Annotated in this window: 1 protein-coding gene; it reads right to left on the bottom strand. The window is 41.7% G+C overall.

Annotated features, from left to right (window positions below):
- Positions 1-163 precede the first annotated feature (163 nt).
- Complete coding sequence (locus ACTXGO_RS08585) at positions 164-5,815, bottom strand: hypothetical protein (protein ID WP_443574055.1); 5,652 nt, start codon at positions 5,813-5,815, stop codon at positions 164-166.
- Positions 5,816-6,000: the final 185 nt, after the last annotated feature.

The following is a 6,000-nucleotide window of genomic DNA, read 5'->3' as shown; positions in this document are numbered from 1 at the left end:
TAAATCTATAATAAGTTAAGATTGTCTGAGATATAGCCGGTCGGCTATTTTATTGTGTTTTAGCAATTGAGTTGGTGATTAATTTTTTATGAGAGTAAAAATCAAAAGCTCTATAGCTAGGCGCTAGAGAGCTTTTATGTAACAACGGACAACGACTATTTAATTATTCAATGTTGAGAGTCTTAGTAAATCCTACTCCATTACTTGTAACACTGATAGTGGAGCCCAAATCAAATGCTTGGTTGAAGTTAACAAAGTAGAAGCCATCGTCAGAAGTTGAGCTTGAACTGCCAGTTTGCGTGTTTATAGATACAGAGTAGTTCTGATAAGGCGTAATAAATACACTTGTACTATTTTTATTTTCATTAATACTCACACTTAGACTATCTGCACAAGTAGCACCACCTGTACCAAACGGGCTAGCATTATTATTCCAAGGTGTTAGTAATGTTGAATCAGAGACCGATACGTCGCCCACTAGAACAGGTAATCTATAGTTGATGGTTTGGGTGTTTTCGCTACCATTAACAAAGGTCGTTGCGTCGAAACCTACGGTTACCCATCTTGAGTAGCGTAAAGGATATCGAATCTCGAAGTCTGCACGCCCCTCATCGTTTGTGATGAAAGAATACTCATTATCTGCTAGCGTGCCGCCAATAATGGCAACTGGATTAATGGGATCTAATTGATTGTTCTGATTGACATCTTCATCTTGATCCAATGTAAAGTTGTAATTGAGATCTTCAGTAGATATAAAGTTAGACTCTAAAAACACTGGTTCTTGTTCAGTGAAACTTACAGGCGCTGGAGTAGTTACATTGCCATCTGCATCAGTATTATCAGCAGCTTGATAAGTCACTGTACTATCTAATAAGCAAACTCTGCCCTGAGCGTATGCTGTAGCATAAGATTTTATCGAGACTTCTTTGTTTGGAACAGCGCGTCCTGAACCATCCATAACAGAGATAGAGCCACGTACCGTATAGTAAATATCATCAGATGATAATTTGTTAGCAAAAGCTAACGTAGTGTAAACCGCATCTTCCGATACAGTAATATTGGTAGTCTTAGTCCCTATACCTGCATTGTTTTGCAATAAACGCGCATTAATAATCACACCATTAATAGGTGAGCTAGCATTGGCTTGATAAACGACGCGAGCCTCACCTCTGCTATTCGTGACCGCCGTAGCAGCAGATAGGCGACCAGCTGATGAGTCAGAAGCACGACTAAAGACAACCGTCTGGCCCTCTACTGGCACATCATTTCTGTCTTTGACCGTAGCGACTACCTCAGTGCTACCACCTGGAGTAATAACAGACCTTACTGCCTGAAACAGCATCTTGGCAGGAGTTGTTGCACGGAAACGTGCATCGACGGTAGCGCGAAAGCGTGGTTCACCATTTGGCAGCGTCTCACCCAATACAGTTGCTTGCAATGCAGTAATACCAGCAAGCGACGACGTTAGAGTTACAGGTACTGTGATTATATTTCCCATTATATTAGCAGTAGTAATTGGTCTTGTGACTATGACATCGTTGCTACTAGCGAATGTACCTATAGTGGTTTGCACCTCAACCTGCTTACCAATAAGTGCTGAAGCTTGTGCTGCGGTATCGCGGCGTATCTGAACCGTGATGGTTTGCGGTGTATTGACGTCATAGACGTCCTCTATATCAATAAAGCTAATACCAGCTTGTGAAACTTTAACTAGATCAACACTATTTAAGCTGCGCTGAGTATTTAATCTATTTTCACCAAAGGCACGCGCGAATATACGCAAGTTACCATTGTTATCAAAATCAAGCTCATTTTCAGCAATTTCAAAAATAGCTTGCCCATTAGCGTCAGTTGTCGCTATTGCACTAGCTTCAATGATAGTGCCGTTAGCGTCAATCAGTTCTACGCCTGCATTATTAATAGCCAGACCTGACCCATCTACAAGAGTGGTAGTAATAGTAGTGGTTTCGTCATCTTTAAGATTAGTCGTTGATGACACAATACTAATCTCAGTGCCTACTGCTGACAAGTTCAGAGATTTCTCTTCACGAACTTGTAAAGTTACATCACCGTTTGCATCATACTGCGGCGTGACGATTTTGGCATTGATAACGATATTGTGGTTAAGGCGCGCATTCACCGTATTAGCTGCTAATAAGACACCAACATCTATCTTACCTTCTACGTCTGTAGTTGCCAGACTCGGAGTGGTCAAAGCTGCGCCACTGGCCTCCAAACCTTCAATGCTCAGTTGTACTGGCACTCCGCTAAGCACTCCGCCACTACTATCAGTGACGCGGAATGTTGCATTAGTCTGGTCACCGCCTGTTGTTAAAGTGGGCTTGTCAGATGAGACCAGAATCTGGTAACTGTCAATGGTCGTAGTATCTACTGCGACGATATAATTTTGTTCCAACTTCACATTTTCGGCAGTAGTTGTCGTCGCTGTGAGTCGGATACCAGCTTCTAGTATGGCTTGATTTACATTAGCGCCATCTTCCAAGGTTAAATCAAAAGTAGCCACACCGTCATTGTTAGTAATTGCAGTACCATTGCTAATGCTTACGCCCGTTCTAATAGGGTCATTGACATTTAAGCGCACTTCACGATCAGCTATGCTACCGTCGTCATCTGTCAGTCTGACAAATACCTTAAAGGTATCACCACTTGTATTAACCACTTTGTTGGCACCAATAGTCAAGGCTTCTACTGTGCCCGTTGGCATGACTGTATTTACAGTACGTGCTTGAGTGACGATATTACCACTAGCATCGGCGGCTGATAGGGCGATTGTAAAGCTGCTTCCAATAGCCGCTTTTTGATCATTCGTAAGGTTATTTGGCACAGCAATTGTAAACGTCGCTCGACCTGAGTTGTCAGTCGTTTGGCTACCACTTGATACTAGCGCAACGCCTTGACTAGCAATAGCTGCTGGCAGCGCAAAGAATACTTTTTGTCCAGTAACAGTATTGTCTTGGTTGTCTTTTGCAATAACTTCGATCTGGGTCTGACCACCATTTAGATTTAGCGAATTCGGTATATTTGCTAGCAGCGAAATACTAGCGGCCATCGACTGCACTTTAACTTTAACTTGTTGTTTTTTGCCCGTTACTGTTTCTTCCAACGTAGCTGTCAGTACTTGATTGCTAAGAGCAGTTTTTTGTGCATTAGTCAGGTTGTTGGGTACTACGACATCGAAACTAACAGTACCGTCCGCATCTGTAGTAGCAGTAATAACTGCTGATCCAGTCTGACCATTAACTGTCAACAGACTTGCCAGTGATGCGTTATCAAACCTCATCTTGACTGACTGATTAGTCACTTGCGAGTTGTTTGACTGATTATTCAATTGAGCTTGGATATTGGTAGTGGCGCCAGCGCTGTTGAGAATATATCCCGCTCTATTGTCGATATTATTGGGTGCATTCAAGATGTTTAAAGCAATAACTGGAGTGGTAATGTTGACTTTTTTGACATCAGACTTGTAAGTAATACCATTTTCGACGTAAGAGATCTGATAGTTAATTCCAGTGCTCTTGAGCTCATCACGTTGCTGCGCTGTTAAGCCTTCTGGAATGACAACTATAAATGTAGTTTCACCACTAAAGTCAGTCGTCGCTGAGGTTTGATTGACACTAATACCATAGTCAAGTGCCTTTGCTCCCAGTTGAATATCAACTATCTTTGCCTCTACTGGCTGTGGTGACGCGCTTTTGGTTTGTAGTTTGACACTGATGCTGCCACGACCACCAAGCTCACTGACAGCAGGTGTCAATGTAGAAGCAAAATCGATACTAGTTGCAGGTTTCACAATGTTGATTATGTTAACAATTTTGGCTTCGGTACCATCATCGTCTGTAAGGATAGCGGTATAGTCGATACCTGATGCTACAAGAGCTTCGCGCTGCGCTTGAGTGAGGTTTTGACTGATATTAAGCGTAAATACCGCATTACCTGCTGCATCAGTAGCTTGCTGATTACCACTTTGTATGCTTATACCTGCTACATTGCTCAATACAAGTTTGACAGACTTATTGGTAGCCGCGCTTCCATTAATACGCTTTGCTGATATCTGAACAGTGAACTGCTCATCTGTCACGCTTACATTTCTAGGCATATTACTAGATGATAGCTGGATATCGCTTCGACCCACGTCTGAACCTATAACTATGGATTCACTACTGGCTACACTACTCGCACCTGAAGCTTCAACTGCTCTCACGCTTAACGCAAAGTTGTTAGATTGCTCTAATAGAGCTTTTTGAACGCTAGTCAGACCTGCAGGCACTCTTACCGTATAACTGACAATACCTCTATTGTCAGTCGTTTTCTCAGCACTACCATCAAGAGTAAGCAGACCGTTATTAGCCAACTCAATAGGCAAGCTTGCGATAACAGGTTGATTTGCTACAGTACCGCCGCCTACAGCATTTATTCTAAAGCTTATGACAGCAACGCCACCTGAGCTTGATATTTGCTTTTTAGTACTATTCTCAAAACTAACAATGTTTTTTGCGGCTGGTAATTCAACTATATTTTTATAAGTCTTAGTAGTCACAGACTTATTTGGCTCTGATAGCGTCACAGTATAGCTAACGCCTTGCTCTACTAGCTTTTGACGATCATCCGCGCTGAGTGTGGATGCAATCGATAAATCTACTACTGCTCTACCATTGTTATCGAGAGTCAGCGCTTCACTACTTAACGTGACACCATCAATAGGATTGTTAAGCTTAATAATTGCTTTTGCGCCATTGATAGTAGTTTGCACCTGATTGTTCTTAGCAGCTGCCACGATAGTCAAAGTCTGCCTATCTCCATAAGCATTAAGTACCGTGTTTTGACCTTGTACGTTAAGAGCATAGTCTGAAAAAGGTAAAGCTACATTGAAATTACCTGTTACCGCCTTTGTGGCACCGTTTTGTTCTTGAATACTAATAGCGTATGCAATTCCTTGCATAAGTTTGTTACGCTCAGTCTCTGTGAGATTTTCATCTATTTTTATGTTAAAGATAGCTGCGCCACTAGCGTTCGTTGTTTTGTTGTTGCCACCTATGATAGATATACCTTTGACGCTAGCTATACCTAACCCTACGGTAACACCTTGGACTCGCGCCCCATTGTTATCTTTGGCGATAACAGTAAATTCAGCATTGTCACCATAAGGGTTTAGAATGTTATTAGAGACAGAACTGGTACTGAGTGTAGGTTGTATATCAAGCTTACTTTCCGTAACCTGAGTACCGCCACTACCTTCCACACTCACTGAGACTCTTAGTTCTTGTGAAACAGAAGTACCATTTGCCTTCTGAGCAGTAGCCACCAAAACAAATCCGTTCGCTATTAGCGCAGACCTATCAACCACTGCTTGCGGGTTTAATTTAAGCGTATAGGATGCATTGCCATCACTATCAGTCGTTTGGATACTTTGGCCTTCAATAGTAATACCATTACCTTCAGAGTCTGTAACCTTAAGACTCACAGGCTTGCCAACCACTGCACCACCTGAGCTAACTTCAGCAGCTTTTACTGCAACGTTAAAAACAGTCTCTTCATCAGAGAGTGTGACGATTGTTGGATTTACTGTAAGTTTCTGCAAAAAGAAATCGGCTTCAACTTCTGGCACTTGTTCACCGCCACCATTATTGCCGCCATTGTTGCCACCTGTCTGTCCACCATTACTACCATCATATTCTGGCGCAATAGAATCAACCGTATCACCACCGCCGCCGCCACAGCCAGCCAATGCTAACGCACAAGTCAAAGAGGTAAATTTGAATAATTTAGAGCTGAGTGGTAGCGAACTATAGGACATGTTTTAAACCCCGAGACAGAAATAATTTACAAATAAGAAAAATAATTCTAAAAACCATCTATATATAAAAACACATATAATTACACTGATGCCTTTATATTAATGATTTGTATAAAATTTATGACAGTAACTTTACTGACTTTTATATTAACTTACAACTGTTAATTAATCTTTATCGTCAAATA

The organism is Psychrobacter sp. T6-1 (genome assembly GCF_052258445.1).
The sequence above is the reverse complement of the archived record's forward strand: the minus strand, read 5'-3'. Positions and strand labels throughout refer to the sequence as shown.

What these genes read in the sequence shown, in the direction of transcription:
- ACTXGO_RS08585 (WP_443574055.1), bottom strand. Translation starts at nt 5,815, where the DNA reads ATGTCCTATAGTTCGCTACCACTCAGCTCTAAATTATTCAAATTTACC.